Below are 15,304 nucleotides of genomic sequence, written 5' to 3' on the forward strand. Positions count from 1 at the left end.
GCTCAATCAGCCTACGCTTAAACCAGGGGAAAAATGAAAGGTCAGCGATGTGGACCGGTTTTAACCATGATCTTAAGTTGAGAACTGAACTGAATTGTGTGAGAAATGAAATTTGATCAAACACCAGGTCACTCAGGTTGTAAAATGTTAACCCTGATCTCAACACTTTAGACTTTTGGTTTTGAATGTTTGAAAAGCCCGGCCATTTTGGTCGGGTTTTTTTCGAATGAAAACTGAAAAAATCTTTAAAGAAACGAATTGCAATTCTTCAATTCAACAGGCCCTGTTAAGACAATATGCGTGCCGGCAGGCTGTTCCAAACGAACAAGATTTCCCGCAGATCCCGCGGATTAAATACACGCTGATTTACGCAGATATTATCGCAAGGTCTTCCAAACGAACAACGAAGAACGAACAACGAACAACGAACAACGAACAACTACCTCAACGCCTCATAAAGCACCTCCACCGGATGCTTCGCTTTTCTTCCTGTTCCATCTTTGATCTGGTGTCGACAACTGGTACCTGGTGCAGCGATAATGGTGTTTTCAGCTTGTTCACGTACGCGAGGGAAGAGTACAAGTTCGCCAATCTTCATGGAGAGATCGAAATGTTCTTTTTCATATCCAAAGGATCCGGCCATTCCGCAACAGCCTGTAGGCAAAATTTTTACTTTATAATTTTCGGGAAGGGATAACAGTTTCTCAGAGCTGGTGACAGTCGACAAAGATTTTTGCTGACAGTGACCATGAAGTACGATTTCTTTTGCATCATTGCTAAATGCTTCCGGACGAATATTTCCTGCATCGATTTCTCTTGAAATAAACTCATCGATGGTGAATACATTTTCAGCAAGCTTTTTTGTTGCTGCCAATGTCTCTTCGCTGCAAAGATCCGGATACTCATCACGGAACGTAAGTATCGCCGATGGCTCGATGCCAATTAAAGGTTTCTCGGTTGTTATGATCTTGCTGAACAGATCGATATTTTTCTGTGCGATTTTTTTTGCGTCCCGGAGAAGTCCTTTCGAAAGACTTGCGCGTCCACTTTCCGGGTGATCGATCACATGTACAAAATAGCCGAGCTTTTCCAGAAGCAAAATGGATTTTGTACCGATCTCTGTATCCTGGAAATTCGTGAACTCATCAACAAAAAGATATACTTCCCCTGACCTGTATTCTGTATTCTGTTTCTGTTTTTGTTTCCTGTATTTTTTGTACCAGCTGCGTAACGTGAACCTGTGAATCTCCGGCATTGAGCGGTCAACTGCAAAACCCACAAATCTTTTCACCAGTTTACTGACCACGGGGTTGGTCATGAAAAAATTATAAAACGATGGCCATATCGCTCCAAGCTTTGCTGAGTCCGCATATGTGGCGATCATTCTTGACCGGAACGGAACTCCGTTCGCATCATAATAATGTTGCAGGAACTCAGCTTTGAGTTTTGCTACATCAACGTTTGAGGGACATTCGCTTTTGCAGCCTTTGCAGCTCAGGCAAAGATCCATCACCTCATAAATCTCCTTATGATTGAACCGGTTGGGTGTTTCTGATCTTGTTAGAAATTCCCGGAGTATGTTTGCCCTGGCTCTTGTTGTGTCCTTTTCATTTCGGGTAGCCATGAACGACGGACACATCGTACCACCTGAAAGTTGGGTCTTCCTGCAGTCACCACTACCATTGCATTGCTCTGCATGCTGAAGAATATCCTGGTCGTGAAATCTAAAAACCGTTTCGAACTTCGGAGTGATCTGACCCGGTGTATACCTGAGCATGGTATCCATTTTTGGCGTATCGACGATCTTATTCGGATTGAAAATATTCTCCGGATCCCAGGTTCTTTTTATTTCACGAAGCAGCTGGTAATTTTTTTCTCCCACCATCTGGCGGATGAATTCCCCTCTCAGTCGTCCATCACCATGTTCACCACTGAGCGAGCCTTTGTATTTTTTTACAAGGGTTGCAATCTCTTCCGCGATTATGCGGAACATGCGGTTTCCTTCTTCTGTTTTTAAGTTGATGATCGGACGAAGATGTATCTCGCCTGATCCGGCGTGAGCATAATGAACAGAAAAAAGATTGTGTTTTTTCAGGATGATGTTGAAGTCGCGGATAAAATCAGGCAGGTCCTGTACATCAACAGCGGTATCCTCGATAACCGGAACTGCTTTTGCATCGCCGGGCAGGTTACTTAACAAACCGAGTCCGGCTTTTCGCAGTGTCCAGATCTTTTTTGTATCTGTACCGAAAAGTAACGGGAAATGATAGCCGAGCCCGGCAGCTTTCATTTCCTTTTCAACTTCAGCTGCAACTTTTTCAACTTCTTCTTTTGTATTTCTTGCATATTCGATTACCAGAATAGCACCGGGATCTCCCAGAACAAAAAAGCGATTTTTTCGTTGTTCGAGATTGTCTTTCGTGCATTCGAGAATATAATGATCAATCAGTTCACTGGCAGAAACGCCATATTTTAAAGCAATCAGGTTGGCGCGTAATGCTTCGTCTATACTATTGAAGTGCACACAAAGCAGTCCGCTGACGGGCGGGGGCAGGGGAACAACATTGAGCTTTATTTCAGTCAGCAGCGTAAGCGTACCTTCCGATCCGGCGATCAGTTTACAAAAATTAAAATCTCTTTCTCCGGCAGTGAATGGAGCCGTATCAAGCAATACATCAACTGCGTATCCTGTATTTCTTCTTTCAATTGACTTCTTGGGGAACTCATTGCGGATATCCTGCTGATTATTGTAATCACTCAGTAACCGCCTGGTGTTCCGATATATTTTCGATTCTAAAGAATTTCCCTCGCATTTTTCATGAAACTCTTCGATGCTGATCTGTCCGAAGGTTGCTTCTGATCCATCGCTGAGCAATGCCTTTACTTCCAGCAAATGTTCTCTTGTACTTCGATATACAACTGAATTGGAGCCGCAGGAATTGTTTCCCACCATTCCACCGATCATGGCGCGATTAGCTGTCGATGTTTCGGGCCCGAAAAATAAACCATAGGGTTTGAGAAACATATTCAGCTCGTCGCGGATAACGCCGGGTTGTACCCGGACCCATTTCTCTTCTTTATTGAGTTCAATGATTTTTGTGAAGTATTTGGACATATCCACGATAACCCCATCTCCAACCACCTGCCCGGCCAATGAAGTACCGGCTGTCCTGGGAATAAGAGAAGTATTATTTTTCCTGGCGTAGCGGATCAGTTTTTTAAGGTCATTTTCCGTTTTTGGTACCGCAACCGCCATCGGCATTTCCCGGTACGCCGAAGCATCCGTTGCATAAAGGGTCCGCGTTGTAAAATCATCATACCATTCGCCTTCCAGCTGAAGATCATTATCGGGTATCACTGCGTTCATGCACCAAAGGTTTTGCTTTGGGAGGTGCAAAAATACACGTTATACGTTAAACGTTCAACGTAAAACGACTATCTTCCACGCAAATGATATTGCCAATGAGACACATGGTCCGGTTTTTTATGTCCAGCATAATACTGATTTCATTAAACGTCAGTGCTCAAAAAAAGATGTCTGAAAAAGAAATTTTATATATCGGGACCTATACTCCAAAAGGAGAGGGCATTTATGTTTATAAGTTCGATCCTTCAAATTTTGAATTTGAACAGATCCAGGTTGCTGAAAATAAAAAAAGCCCAACATTTCTTGCATTTCATCCTTCAAAAAGAATTCTTTATGCTGCGGATGAAGGCGCTGGACTGATAGAATCATATCACATCGATCCTGTTTCAAAAAAGCTGACTGCTTTCGGCGAAAAGCCAGCGCAGGGTAATGGCCCTTGCCATATTTCTGTTGATCCCAAAGGGCGCTTTGTATATGTCTCCAATTATGGTAGTGGCGACCTGGCAGTATATCATTTACTCAAAGATGGTTCTTTCGGCGAACTCGCCGATTCAATACAAAATGTGGGAACAGGTGATCAGAAACCACATATGCATTCCATTATTCCTTCTTCCGATGGAAAATTCATTTATGCATCGGATCTGGGCGTGGATAAGGTATTTATTTATGAAGTCGATGGTAGTACAGGAAAGTTGAAACCCGCTTCAACTGCATCGGTCTCTTTTGCGCCTGGCGCAGGTCCCCGTCATTTCGATATCCATCCCAACGGCAGGTATGCTTATTCTGCAGCTGAGCTTAACAATACGGTTGTTGCATTTAAAAGAGATCCGAAAAGCGGTTCGCTCGCAGAAATTCAAACGATAAATATGTTGCCCGAAGGATTTTCAGGAAAAAGCTCGGCAGCAGATATTCATATTTCTCCTGACGGGAAATTCGTTTATGCGAGCAATCGCGGTGATGAAAGCATTGTTATGTACGCTATTGATCAATCCACCGGAAAACTTGCGCTTGCGGGTCATGAGAAAACAAATGGTAAGCATCCCCGCAATTTCCTGATGGACAGCAAAGGGAAATTCATTCTGGTAGCAAATAAGGACACAGATAATATTGTTGTATTTACCCGTGATGCTAAAACAGGTAAACTGACAAATACCAGCAAGCAACTTTCAGTTCCTAATCCGGTTTGTATACTGCAGTTGACAACCAATTAGTGTGGCTATCGGTTTGAATTTTCAGAAACATAGTACAGAATAATCTTTTAGTTCAACAGAAAAAAACATTGTCACAGAAGGTTTTTCACTTGTTTTTCCCGAATCCGCTGCTGAACTTCGTGAAAGCTCCCCGGTATCCGATACTTGCAAGTATCGGATACCGGGCGGATTTTTTTCCAGTCTTCTTTTTTTCCGCTTTCAACCCGGGCAACGTCCAATAAATGCGTGAGAAATACAATCAGGTTTTATTTGGATTATTTTCTCTTAAATCCGCAAAAAATAAAATGCTGAATCTTTCCCGCGGGCGTACGATGCTCTTCACTTTTGCATTCGGTGTTATTGAAGGAAGAATTGAAATTTGAAACAAGGCTATTAATGCTATACCTCGTCACCGGAAGCCCACTGCAGTTTTCCGGGCCATCGATAGCGAATGTGCCAATGATCATGAATCCTGAAACTGATTTTGCGGCCAGGCTGGTATATCGCTTGATTTGATCTGATTCGGTAAGAAAATGAAAAGCCGCCCGGTCGTGCCAGAGGTCAAATTTTTCATTTGTGTCGAAGTTGTTGATATCATTTACGATCCAGTTGACCATATCAGCTTTTCTGCCGAGTCTTTGTTTTGCTTTTTCCAGCGCCTTCGAAGAAATATCCAGCACGGTAATATTGCTGAACCCTTCCTCCAGTAAATGATCAACCAGTTTACTGTCACCACCACCGATGTCGATAATTTTTGCTGACAATGGCAGTTCAAACGAATGTATCAGCTCAAGCGAAATCAAGGGTTTCTCCTGTGTCCAGCTTACCTGGTCAGAGGTCTTTGTACGGTACACTTCTTCCCAATGTGCCTGTTTTGATTCCATTCCTTAAATTTCTAATTTTTATATCGATCTGTAAACAAAAAAACAGGCCAGCTTTTTTGAGCTGCCTGTTTTATGCTGAGTTGTCAGTTGTCAGATCAGGTTCGGGCAGTGGTTTAATTCCGTTATCTGCCTACTATTTCTGTTTTTGTATTCCATATCCTGTATTCTGCCTCAGCTCCATGTTCTATCCCATGAATCTACCGCATCCCATTCTGTTGTCGGAGCAAAATACAGCTCACCTTTTTTCAGGTGTTCTTTTACTATTTTTTCATTGATGGTAACGCCGAGCCCTGGAGTTTCGGGAACTTTTACAAAACCATCTTTGAAAATAGGTTTTTCAATGCCTGTAACCATATCTTCCCACCATGGTACATCGAAAGAGTGATGTTCGAGCGCAACGAAATTTTCAGTAGCAGCAGCGCAATGGATGTTTGCCATGAATGAGATTGGAGTACCTGCAAAATGCATCGCCATCGGGATTCCGCGTTCTTCTGCGTAGTCACCGATCTTTTTTGTTTCGAGTAAACCGCCGGAACTGGCCAGGTCCGGCTGAATCATATCAACAGCGCGTGCATCGATCAGTTTTACAAATTCTTCTTTGAGGAAAATATCTTCACCGGTGAGTGTTGGCGTGTTGATCGCGTCCGAGATCTGTTTCCATTTATCGGTGTAATACCAGGGCACCATATCTTCCAGCCAGGCCAGCTGGTATTTTTCAAGTGCGTGACCAAGACGGATAGCAGTGTTGGTATCAAAATGCCCGAAGTGGTCAGCTGCTAACGGTATATCGTAACCGACAGCGTCCCGTGTTGCGGCAACATGATTGCAAATCACTTCAAGTCCTTTATCGGTCAGCTGTAAACCAGTGAAAGGATGCTGTGTCATACTATAACTTCTTGCATTGCCTTTCATCGGCTCGCGTGTTCCCCATTGACGCTGGAAGTCCCAGTTTTGTGAGCCGACAAGTGCACCGGGTGTTTTCGAAAGCAGCTCAACACCAAAATCCATTTTCAGGAAAGTCAATCCAAGATCTTTCCTGGCTTTCATTTTTCTTGCGAACTCCTGTGCATCGGGTACCTCGGGAGTATCGCCATAAATTCGGACGTAGTCGCGGTATTTACCACCGAGCATCTGGTAGGCAGGAACATTATAGGCTTTCCCTGCAATATCCCATAGTGCCATTTCAACACCACAAACACCCCCGGCAGCCCGACCCTGTCCGCCGAATTGTTTTATTGTTTTGAAAATCGATTCAACACTGCATGGGTTTTTTCCGAGCAACCTGCTTTTCAGGAACAAACCATAGTTCTTACTGGCTCCATCCCGAACTTCGCCATAACCGGAAATGCCCTGGTTGGTATCTATGCGTATCAGCGGACAAGTCATCGGGGCGCCTGTAACTACTGCGATGCGCAGGTCAGTAATTTTAAGATCCGAAGGAGCAGAACTGCGCCTGACCTTCTGCGTTATATAATCGATTTCTTTTGCGGGATCAGAATCGAATAACATTCCGAGGCCAAGGCCGCCCAGGGAAGCTTTCTTAATAAAATCCCTGCGGTTGTCGCCATGTTTCTGCTCTTCACCCTCATTCTGCGCCACATTTGCCGGCGCCTCAGGAACAGCACCATTGAATTTAAAACGATCGAAGATTTTTTTCATATGCGTTGAGTTGTTAGTTGGTAGATGTTAGTTGTTAGTTAGTTCATAGTTCATAGTTCATAGTTCATAGTTGGAACAGCCGGTTGTTCGTTGATCGTTGTTTGTATGAGCAGCGGGTTTTCTGTTTTTGACTTTTCTTCCAGTTTTCAGCCTGCCTGTCCGGTAGGCAGGGCAGGCAGTTTTCCGTTTTTAGTTTTCGCGGTCTTTGTTTCTGTCTCTGGTCACTGGTTCTCTTCCGGTATTTTGTATTCTGTATCCTGTCCCCTTTACCAGTTTCTTGATTTCAAATACTCGTCCAGCTCTTTCTTCGACATGGGAACTTTATCGGGATTGTCGTTGATCCACTGTAGAAAATCTTTTTTGATATCTTCTGTCCACTGCATATCGATCTGTCCCGGCGTATATTTTCCTTCGCGTAGCCGTTGGTGACCAAACTGATCACGCAGGGAAATAAATTCCGATTGGATAATTACTTTTTCTGCAAGATGTGCGGGGATAAACACAACACCTTCTTTTTTACCAAGTACGAGATCGCCGGGTAGCACTGTGGCCCGGCCAATGCGAATGGCGCAATTGATGCAGGTCATCATCATATCTTTGATATACGACGGGTCGAAGCCACGAACAAATCCAACAAAGCCTTCGATCTCTTCAAGTCCTTCCAGGTCACGGATCCCCCCATCGAATACAACACCGGTTTTTGATTTTGCATAAATGGAGTTGCCAAGGTTATCGCCGATTAATGTGCCGTCGATTATTTTTCCATAACCATCAGCAACATAAACATCATTGGTTTGCAGCATATCGATCGGCCAGGAGTTGGGTGAACCTTTTCTGTTTTCCGTTTTTCCTTTTGCCTTGATCATGCTGTCAATATCAGGTCTGGAGGGCATGTACTGCGTAGTGAGTACGCGACCAGCCAACGGCTTTGATGGATTGATGATCTGCCATCCTGCTTCAAACTGGTTATTGTACCCCGAGTTCCTCAGTACACCCCATGCTTCTTCCAGTGAAATATTTGCAAGACGTTTTACAAGATCATCCGAAACTTTAGGCCGGCCATCCGGATATCTTTCGCCTTTCCAGAGTGGCGTCAATGCAATTACGGCTTCCTTTGAATTCTGCACCTGTTGCGCGTGAATAACAGAAGGAACCAGTAAAACAATCAAAAAAATAAAGCCGGAAATCAAAACAGTTGGGACTTGAAAATTCCGACGGAATTTTCCAATGGCAGTAGTTTTGGCAATCATCTTGAATACAGTTTTAATGAACAGGAAAATCGTTTTAGTTTACGGGAAACAGTTTTCCTGATATTATTTCAAAGTATTGCCTAAATTAAATGAATCGAAATTAAATCCACAATAAAAATTGAATTAAAATCTATGATTCTTACCATTCCCAATTTCAGTAGTGAGGTTAAAGATGAATTGATGAGAATTATGGATTACTGGATAAAATACACCCCGGATGAAATTAAAGGTGGTTTCTACGGACATGTGGATGCGAACAACAAACCCGATCCGGATTCTCCCAAAGGCATTGTTGTAAACGCACGCATTCTGTGGACATACGCTGCGGTGCAGCAGACATTTCCAGATTCTCAGTACCTGGTCATGGCAGATCGTGCTTATGGTTATATCAGGGATCAATTTATTGATAAAACATATGGTGGTGTTTACTGGCAGCTCAATTCCGACGGAACGCCACAGGTAAAAAAGAAGCAATTATACGGGCACTCATTCGCACTGTACGCGTTGAGTGAATATTGCAAGATCAAAAAAGAAAAAAAGGTGCTGGATCTGACCAATGATCTGGCACATACGATGATCGGTTTTGCCTGGGACAAATGGGAGGGCGGTTATATAGAAGCGTTCGAAGAAGACTGGGACGAGACGGATGATTATATTCTTAGCAAGGGAGAGAATGTAAAATCGATGAATACGCATCTTCATTTGCTGGAATGTTTCACCAATTACTATCATGCTACAGGAAATGACCTTGCGAAATATCATCTGAAGCACAGTATTGAGATGATGCTGGACAGGATAATTAATCCTGCAACCAACCGTATGTGGATGTTTTTCAAGGACGATTGGACACCGACGACAGATACCATTTCTTATGGTCATGATATTGAGGCATCATGGTTGTTGTTCGAAGCGGCGGAAGTGCTGGGAGATGAAAAATTAATCGCAAGGTGTAAGGAGATGTCACTGAAGATGGCAGCCGCTGCTGTTGATGGTCTTGCGAATGATGGAGCGATTAACTATGAATATGAACCATCGACAAAGCATTTGCTGACACGCAAAGACTGGTGGCCGCAGGCGGAAGCGATGGTTGGATTTTATAATGCGTACCAGCTTTCCGGTAAAGTTCATTACAGGGAAAAAGCAGAGAAAGTCTGGATGTTTATAAAGAAACACCTGATCGATTATGAAAAAGGCGAATGGTATGGAAGTGTAAGTGCTGATTATAAAACAAAATCAAAAGATAAAGTGACATTGTGGAAATGTCCTTATCATAATGGAAGGGCGTGTTTGGAAATGTATAAGAGGCTTAAAAGTAAGTAGTGAGTAGTAAGTGGTAAGCAGGGAACAGCCGGTTTAACGTATAAGGTTAAACGTAAAACGCATGAGCCTGCGGATTTGAAGCTTATCTGAAATGGCTGCTAATGGTGGAAGAAAGCACGCAACAGCATACAGACAGGCAGGAAACAACAGGCAATAGAAAAAGTAGATTTCCCTTAAGTCCTGCACAGTTTCAGTTTTCAGTTTCTGATTCAGGCAAAAAGCGCAGCATATTCTGGCGACGCAGGATATTGTAAAATCGTAGAGACGCGATGCATCGCCTCTCTACGATTTTACTGCCGTTGGCTTCCCATATTTTTGAAATACAGCCGAAATGGGTTAGCTTACCCAACAAGTTCTTCCTGATTCTGTTTCTGTTTCTGTTTTCAGTCTTCCATTACCTGTATCCCGTATCCTGTATTCTCCTTACATCTTCACTGCCTGCCTCGCCAGCAACTTCCAGTCTTTTTTATCTTTCTTCCATACAAGAATTACGCTCAGTTTCAAATCACGGGGATTACCATTGTCCATTAATTTGGCGGTCCACAGGTGGCGAACGATGGCCACATCGCCTTCAATCTTTACAGTCTGACCGCTGATATCGATTGCTGCAAAGGAAACCGGTCCGGTGATTAAGGCATTAATAAAAGTTGCTTTGTCTTCAATAAGTCCGCTGGAATGGCCGTAGCTCAAGGATGGATGAGTAATGTGATCAAGGAGAGTTTTATTTTTCTCCATCAATCCTTTTCGTAAAGATTCCGTTGCTGCATTTACCGCTGCAAGATCTGCCTGTGCGCTTACCTGCATAGTAAGCATAACCGAAAATAAAAATATCAGAACCTTTTTCATATTTGTAGAATTTAAAGACGTTTTATGTAGCAGGAACCGGCTCTGCATCTTTTGGTGGCCGTTTGTGCCAGTAAGATGCAAGTATAGATCCGGTGGTGTTCATCAATGGTCCGAAGACGGCCGGTGCAAGGCCCACTGTCGCAGTCTTACCCATCGCGTTCGCAAGTCCTGACGCCATGCCCGCATTCTGCATTCCTACTTCGATAGCTATAGTCCTGCAATCCCTTTCTTTCATCTTGAATAGTCTTGCCGTCCAATACCCCAACGTGTATCCGAACAGGTTATGGATCAGAACAAGCAGTAATAATTTAAAACCGATACTTATTAAATGATCTCTTCCGCCGGCGGTGATAATCGTTATTATAAATGCAATTCCAAACATCGACAATAGTGGCATGGCTTTATCCAGCCAGCCTGCTTTTCCACTCAGGAATTTATTAAACAATAATCCTGCAGCAATGGGAATGATTACCATCTTCACAATCTCCCACATCATTGCTTCAACTTTTATTTCGATCAGCGCTCCGGCGAGAAATTTCATTAATAACGGTGTGATCAGCGGGGCCAGCATAGTGGAGATAGCCGTGATCGTTATCGAAAGAGCAAGATTTGCCTTAGCAAGGTAGGAGATAACATTGGAAGCCATGCCATTGGGTGAGCAACCAATCAGGATAATTCCTGCGGCAATTTCCGTAGGCAATCCGCTGAGATTGGCTATCGTATAACCAAGTAATGGCATAATTATAAAATGACTGACAACGCCAATCATAACCCCTTTAGGCATTTTCACTACTCCTACAAAATCCTTCACACTCATTGATGTCCCCATACCGAACATGATCAGCTGGATCAAAGGGGTGATCAGTTTTTTAAGTTCATAGCCGTTCCATGATACAAATGCAGCGGGATAATACATTGCAGCAGTTGCTGACGCAAGTATGGTAACCGTGTAGCTGTATCCTTTCAGATGTTCGTAGCCACGGAAACCAAAAGCCAGTAATACAAAAAACAATACCAGGAAAGGACCTGAAATATTTGAATAGGGAGTAAACACAAGAATAATCGCTAGTACAAATGATAGGAGAGCGGCAAACAATAACCCTTTATAAATGTTCATAGCCTTTTTAAGATTTTCATATGGAAGCTGGCCTGGCGTTACATCTGCACAAAATAAGGAAAAATAGTAAGTGGTGAGTAGTAAGTCGTAAGCAGGAGTTTAAAGTTAAAAGTCAAAAGTTGAAGGTTTAAAAGTTGAAGGTTGTAGGTATTAAGTTATAAGTTCACACTTGTGAAGGCCAAATTCATCTCTGATTATATCCGCGGGTTCGTTAGACTGCGGAAGGAGTATCCTGTTTGTAGCCGCTCAAAGACGGAAATGATGTAAGAAATTCTATGTGATTGATTTTTCAAATTTAAAATTTATGTACAGATAACGCATGCGTTATCCCGGTGAAAAAAGCCAATTCATCTTTGATTGATAGGAATACAAATGTTCATATTAACCTCTTGTTCGTAGCCGCCCAAAGAGCGGTTATGATGGAAGAAATTAGAATGGGTTGATTTTTCATGTTGTAGAGGCTACGCATGCATTGTCTAAGTAAAAAAGCTAAATATGTTCCGGCAGGAACTTATTGTTTGCGGCGCCTCCAAAATCTTCTTATTATCGGACCTGTATCGGATATACGGGTGTTGCGATACCATTGAGATCATACACAATTCTGCCGGCACGTAAAGTCATTTCACATTCGAGTTTTTTTTCACCCACTGTTTTTACTCCTGTGTAATCATAAAAACCAAATCTCCCGCTGTGCATACTGAATACAGCAATATCAGCTTCGCTGCCGGGCGACAAATTCCCAAGTTCAGGCTTTTGTATAATCTGCGCCGGACTCCAGGTGCTTGCTTTAATCACTTCAGGCAGTGGCATACCCATATTCAGGAATTTCGACATCACACTCAGTATATCCTTCATGGCATTATTCATACTGCCGGTATGAATGTCCGTGCTGATGGAATTAGGATAAAATCCGTCGCGAAGTGCTGGTAACGCCTGGGAATAGGCGAAGCTGATTCCACCATACCCGACATCAAAAATCACTCCCTTTTGACGGGCATCTTTCACATATTGTTTTACTTTTCCGGTAGCTGTATCCACAATCGTTTCCCGGCCGCGCACCTGTCCAAAACAATGAGTGAAAATATCGCCCGGCCTCAGGTGTTTCATCAGCAGTTCTTCCAGTGAAAGGGGTGGATTACTGCTTCCGAAATCAATCATTACAGGAATTTTTGCCAGCGTCCCGGCTTCTACCGCCCGGTCAACAGGTGTCCATTCAGAACCTTCGAAGTGGGCAACTTTTACGCCAACGACATAGGCCGGATTGGCTTTTGCTACCAGTGAAGTCATCTTTCCATCCATACCGCGGGTATCCTGCTCATAAGGCGAGCCCCGCATACCTTCACCGACGATATTCAGCATGGACAACACACGTGTCTGCGAATGATCGATGATATTTTTTTTAAACAATGAAAAACTTTTCCACCCGGCACCACCGGCATCAACCACAGTGGTGACTCCAACCCTGAACGTAAATCCATCGGGTGCCAGTGCAGAAAAACCATTGCTGAGGTAATGGTTTTCTTCTGTACCGGTGAAATTATGCGAATGTATATCGATAAGTCCCGGTGTTACAATCATGCCACGCGCATTCACTACCTGGAGTGCGCCAATAGTGTCGACATTTTTATTTACGATAGCAATTTTACCATCACGGATACCAATGTCCATTACTGCATCAATGGAATTTTTCGGATCAATGACATGCCCGCCTTTTATAACAATGTTGTATGGCTGCGCAATAATGGATTGAGTCAGAAACGCAGCGAGCAGGCAGGTAAAGATATTTTTCATATTATCTGGTTTTGAAACTCCTTTATTCTGAAAAATGAGTTGTTATTTTTTTTGATGATTCTTTATCAGATTATTTTTTTCCCTGGCTTTTTAAGCATTGTTTCATTCCCGGTAAAGTGAATCTTCCATATCGAACCTTTTTGTCCGCCGAATTCCAGTACGTACAGATCATTTCCAACGAGCAGGGCATCGGCAGGTTCGAGAAAACCATCAGCCAGTCTTTCCGTTCGTACTACATAATTTTTTGTCGTTGAATCAAATCGCATGTTCAGTTGTAACAGATCGGCGCCCTGTCGGGTAAAGGGACGCATCATGCCCGATCTGCCCCCATAATTATTCCGGATTACAAATCCATCGCCTTTAAATTCTCCCGGTAACTGTTTTTCTGAATCAAACAGCAATCCCAGCGGTGAACAATGTGGTGTGAATGTACTAACGGCAACGCCTGTATGATCTCCGTCAAGTACCCGCCCGGAATGTCCACGGTATTCGTTAGCATCAGGCCCGATATTTTGTACGCCGGGTGTGAATCGGACACCCTCGGGAGGTTTTGGAAAGCTGCTGTCGTTCCGGAAATATTTCATCTGCCAGGAGTGGGCAGTTTTGCTGATGAATTTGTCCGTGGCCGGATCAGGATTCCAGCCAGGAAACTGCTGCGGATTTTCTATACCGCCCATAATCCACGGAAAGCCATAGTGATGACCTTCTCTTATCCAGAACATGTCTTCAGGATGATCATAGTCTGAGGAATTCACCACAGCAAAAAGCTCATCTTTTCTGAATGCCATGTCATACGCATTGCGGATTCCTTCAGCAAAAATAAATCCCTGCAACCGCAACCATTCAGCGTCATCCGGCAACAACAGATTTTTTGCACCAGCAGGAAAGCGGAATATTTTTGCCGTCAGTGCATTTTCCCTCGCATTCGGGTAGGCTCCATCGTTATCCTGCACTTCGCCATGATCAGTACGGGCGCCGCTGTTTACATACAAATACTTTCCGTCCGGGCTAACTTCAATAGCATTCCAGCCATGATCATAAATAGTTTTATTGGAGCCATACACCACGGTTTTCATGACAAGTTCCAGCCTGGTACTGTCGAAAATAAAATCCCTGAAATTTTCAGGCAGGATATATTTTACCATTCTTCCGCTGGTTCCCTTTTTGTTTTCCAGGTCCACATTTCCGGCCAGGAATAAATTATTTCCTGCAATGGCAGCACCCTGCAGGCGATTGATGTGATGTTTTTCCTTATCCAGAATTTTTAGGGCATTTGGCCGGCCAGCACTATCAGCGATCACAAAAACATCTCCTCCGAAAGTAGTATAGATAACAGATCCTGAATTTTTATGAAATACAAGCCGGTTCGTTTCTGGCCCGGTGGTCAGGAATTGCTCAATATTCAGATTACCACGGAGAATTTTTGGTGTTGATCTTGCATATTCAGCAGAGCGAAGTTGCCGGATAAATGCAATGATCTGCCATCGCTGTTCATCAGAGAGCGACTCCCTGAAACCCGGCATCATTCCACGTCCGGAACTCAGTTTCCAGAATAACGCTCCATCAGATTGTTGTATAACTTTTCCGGAATGCAGGTTGGCTGGCGGGATCTCATCTGTGCCGCCGGCCGGGCCGTCACCAAATCCATTTTCCCCATGGCATGAACTGCAATGAAGCTGGTACAGTTCTTTCCCTTTGAGCGCATGCATCGAAAGGTCTTCGAAAGGGATTTTTTTTTCTGCTTCTGTTGCCGGAGCTATCCAGGTCTGTGATTCTGTTTTACCTGTATCGTGGCAGGCCAGCCACACCAGCACTAACGCTGCCGCAACCACGAAAATAAGTATTCGCCTGCCGGGATGACAAAACATAACAGAAATTGG

The 15,304-nt window shown here is 43.6% G+C and carries 10 protein-coding genes; 2 read left to right on the plus strand and 8 right to left on the minus strand.

Annotation, left to right across the window (positions count from 1 at the left end):
* Positions 1 to 439: 439 nt before the first annotated feature.
* The gene (locus P2W82_RS20715) at positions 440 to 3,367 is read right to left on the minus strand and encodes an FAD-binding and (Fe-S)-binding domain-containing protein (protein WP_336517851.1); all 2,928 of its coding nucleotides are present in this window, start codon (positions 3,365 to 3,367) and stop codon (positions 440 to 442) included.
* Between the two features lie 167 nt (positions 3,368 to 3,534).
* On the opposite strand from P2W82_RS20715, the gene P2W82_RS20720 reads away from it, so the two are divergent.
* The gene (locus tag P2W82_RS20720; RefSeq protein WP_336517852.1) at positions 3,535 to 4,578 is read left to right on the plus strand and encodes a lactonase family protein; all 1,044 of its coding nucleotides are present in this window, start codon (positions 3,535 to 3,537) and stop codon (positions 4,576 to 4,578) included.
* A 254-nt stretch (positions 4,579 to 4,832) separates the two neighbouring features.
* Here P2W82_RS20720 and P2W82_RS20725 read toward each other — a convergent pair whose 3' ends face one another.
* The 3 genes from P2W82_RS20725 to P2W82_RS20735 form a co-directional block, all read right to left on the minus strand.
* On the minus strand, positions 4,833 to 5,441 hold the full coding sequence (locus P2W82_RS20725; RefSeq protein ID WP_336517853.1) for a class I SAM-dependent methyltransferase: 609 nt from the start codon (positions 5,439 to 5,441) through the stop codon (positions 4,833 to 4,835).
* Positions 5,442 to 5,612: 171 nt separating this feature from the next.
* Positions 5,613 to 7,100, minus strand: a complete 1,488-nt coding sequence (locus tag P2W82_RS20730) for a mandelate racemase/muconate lactonizing enzyme family protein (RefSeq protein ID WP_336517854.1) — start codon at positions 7,098 to 7,100, stop codon at positions 5,613 to 5,615.
* A 266-nt stretch (positions 7,101 to 7,366) separates the two neighbouring features.
* Entirely contained in the window at positions 7,367 to 8,350 is a 984-nt protein-coding gene (locus P2W82_RS20735) for an RraA family protein (RefSeq protein WP_336517855.1), read from the minus strand.
* Between the two features lie 132 nt (positions 8,351 to 8,482).
* Here P2W82_RS20735 and P2W82_RS20740 point away from each other — a divergent pair, with 132 nt between their 5' ends.
* Positions 8,483 to 9,670: an AGE family epimerase/isomerase gene (locus tag P2W82_RS20740; RefSeq protein ID WP_336517856.1), complete on the plus strand. Its 1,188-nt coding sequence runs from the start codon at positions 8,483 to 8,485 to the stop codon at positions 9,668 to 9,670.
* Positions 9,671 to 10,093: 423 nt separating this feature from the next.
* Here the strand turns inward: P2W82_RS20740 and P2W82_RS20745 are convergent, their stop codons facing one another.
* From P2W82_RS20745 to P2W82_RS20760, 4 genes are all read right to left on the minus strand, one after another.
* Positions 10,094 to 10,516 carry a nuclear transport factor 2 family protein gene (locus P2W82_RS20745; protein ID WP_336517857.1) on the minus strand — a complete coding sequence of 141 codons (423 nt, stop codon included), beginning with the start codon at positions 10,514 to 10,516 and terminating at the stop codon, positions 10,094 to 10,096.
* 22 nt (positions 10,517 to 10,538) lie between these two features.
* Positions 10,539 to 11,633, minus strand: coding sequence for a bile acid:sodium symporter family protein (locus P2W82_RS20750; RefSeq protein WP_336517858.1), 1,095 nt, complete (start codon positions 11,631 to 11,633; stop codon positions 10,539 to 10,541).
* Between the two features lie 543 nt (positions 11,634 to 12,176).
* Entirely contained in the window at positions 12,177 to 13,424 is a 1,248-nt protein-coding gene (locus tag P2W82_RS20755) for an amidohydrolase/deacetylase family metallohydrolase (RefSeq protein ID WP_336517859.1), read from the minus strand.
* A gap of 65 nt (positions 13,425 to 13,489) precedes the next feature.
* Entirely contained in the window at positions 13,490 to 15,292 is a 1,803-nt protein-coding gene (locus P2W82_RS20760; RefSeq protein WP_336517860.1) for a c-type cytochrome, read from the minus strand.
* Positions 15,293 to 15,304: the final 12 nt, after the last annotated feature.

Origin of the sequence: Pollutibacter soli, assembly GCA_029269725.1 — a bacterium.
Taxonomy (GTDB): domain Bacteria; phylum Bacteroidota; class Bacteroidia; order Chitinophagales; family Chitinophagaceae; genus Pollutibacter; species Pollutibacter soli.

Coding starts and splice junctions, on each gene's coding strand:
- P2W82_RS20735 (WP_336517855.1), bottom strand. CDS start 8,350: ATGATTGCCAAAACTACTGCCATTGGAAAATTCCGTCGGAATTTTCAA.
- P2W82_RS20720 (WP_336517852.1), top strand. CDS start 3,535: ATGTCTGAAAAAGAAATTTTATATATCGGGACCTATACTCCAAAAGGA.
- P2W82_RS20740 (WP_336517856.1), top strand. CDS start 8,483: ATGATTCTTACCATTCCCAATTTCAGTAGTGAGGTTAAAGATGAATTG.
- P2W82_RS20755 (WP_336517859.1), bottom strand. CDS start 13,424: ATGAAAAATATCTTTACCTGCCTGCTCGCTGCGTTTCTGACTCAATCC.
- P2W82_RS20760 (WP_336517860.1), bottom strand. CDS start 15,292: ATGTTTTGTCATCCCGGCAGGCGAATACTTATTTTCGTGGTTGCGGCA.
- P2W82_RS20730 (WP_336517854.1), bottom strand. CDS start 7,100: ATGAAAAAAATCTTCGATCGTTTTAAATTCAATGGTGCTGTTCCTGAG.
- P2W82_RS20715 (WP_336517851.1), bottom strand. CDS start 3,367: ATGAACGCAGTGATACCCGATAATGATCTTCAGCTGGAAGGCGAATGG.
- P2W82_RS20725 (WP_336517853.1), bottom strand. CDS start 5,441: ATGGAATCAAAACAGGCACATTGGGAAGAAGTGTACCGTACAAAGACC.
- P2W82_RS20745 (WP_336517857.1), bottom strand. CDS start 10,516: ATGAAAAAGGTTCTGATATTTTTATTTTCGGTTATGCTTACTATGCAG.
- P2W82_RS20750 (WP_336517858.1), bottom strand. CDS start 11,633: ATGAACATTTATAAAGGGTTATTGTTTGCCGCTCTCCTATCATTTGTA.